Source organism: Planomonospora corallina, from assembly GCF_042650625.1.
Classification (GTDB): domain Bacteria; phylum Actinomycetota; class Actinomycetes; order Streptosporangiales; family Streptosporangiaceae; genus Planomonospora_B; species Planomonospora_B corallina.
Window position 1 is genome coordinate 1 of sequence record NZ_JBHSBM010000045.1, and the last position, 1445, is coordinate 1445.

At 72.5% G+C, this 1445-nt stretch carries 1 protein-coding gene; it reads left to right on the plus strand.

Translation table 11 applies throughout. From position 1 onward, the window contains the following. Positions 1-30: 30 nt before the first annotated feature. A partial coding sequence (locus ACFOWE_RS29405) for an AMP-binding protein (RefSeq protein WP_377293546.1) occupies positions 31-1445 on the plus strand: 1415 nt, incomplete at its 3' end.

Genomic DNA, 1445 nt, shown 5'->3' on the forward strand with positions numbered 1-1445 from the left:
TTGGTGGAGTTGGTGGCTCCGGTGCGGTCGATGGCCCGCCATCCCCTCTTCCAGGTGATGCTCGTCCTGCAGAACACCCCGGCCGCCACCCTGGACCTCGACGGGCTCTCCGTCGCGCTCGAGCCCTTCGTCCCGGAGACCGCCAAGTTCGACCTCCAGCTCACCCTCGCCGAGGACCCCTCCGGGGGCCTGACCGGCGGCCTGGAGTACGCCGCCGACCTGTTCGACCGGGAGACGGCCGAGGACATCGCGGCCCGGTTCGTCCGCCTGCTCCGCGCCGCCGTCGCCGACCCCGGCACCCGCATCGGACAGCTCGACATCCTGGACGAAACCGAGCGGGAGACCATCCTCGGCGACTGGGCGGGCACCGGCGGCACGCCTCCGGCCACCACCATCGTGGAGGAGTTCGCGGCGCGGGTGGCGGCCGCGCCGGAGGCGGTGGCGGTGGTGTGCGGGGACGAGGCGCTGACGTATGCGGAGCTGGACGCGCGGGCGCAGGCGCTGGCGCGGCGGCTGGCGTGGCTGGGGGTGGGGCCGGAGCGGTTCGTGGCGTTGGTGGTGCCGCGGTCGGTGGAGCTGGTGGTGGCGGTGCTGGGGGTGTTGAAGGCGGGGGGTGCGTATGTGCCGGTGGATCCGTCGTATCCGGCGGATCGGGTGGCGTTCATGGTGCAGGACGCGGCGCCGATGGCGGTGGTGGTGGCCGGGGGGTTGGAGGGTGTGGTCGGTGGGGGGTTGCCGGTGGTGGTGCTGGAGGACGGTGGTGTCTCCTGCCGGATCCTGCCCGGCCGGGACGGTCCGGCCGGGGAGGACTCGCCTCGGGAGGGGGCGCTCCTGCCCCCGGCCGGGGAGGACGGCGTCCCGGAGTCACCGCTGCCGGAACCGCTCCCGGAGCACCCCGCGTATGTGATCTTCACGTCGGGGTCGACGGGCCGGCCGAAGGGCGTGGTGGTGACCCATGCCAGCGTGACGCGGCTGCTGTCGTCGACGCGGGAGTGGTTCGGGTTCGGGCCGCAGGACGTGTGGACGTTGTTCCACTCCTACGCGTTCGACTTCTCGGTGTGGGAGTTGTGGGGGGCGCTGCTGTTCGGCGGGCGGCTGGTGGTGGTGCCGTTCGAGGTGAGCCGGTCGCCGGAGGACTTCCTGGGTCTGCTGGAGCGGGAGCGGGTGACGGTGCTGAACCAGACCCCCTCGGCCTTCTACCAGCTCCCGCCCGGCGCGCGTGAGCTCGGTGACCTGCGCTATGTGATCTTCGGTGGTGAGGCCCTGGAGGTCTCCCGCCTCGCCGGCTGGCACGGCCGGGGGGTCTCCCTGGTCAACATGTACGGCATCACCGAGACGACGGTGCACGTCACCTACGCGCCGCTGGAGCCGGACAGCCCGGCCGGGCTGATCGGGGTGGGGATCGCGGATCTGCGGTTGTACGTGCTGGACGCCTTCCTCAATCC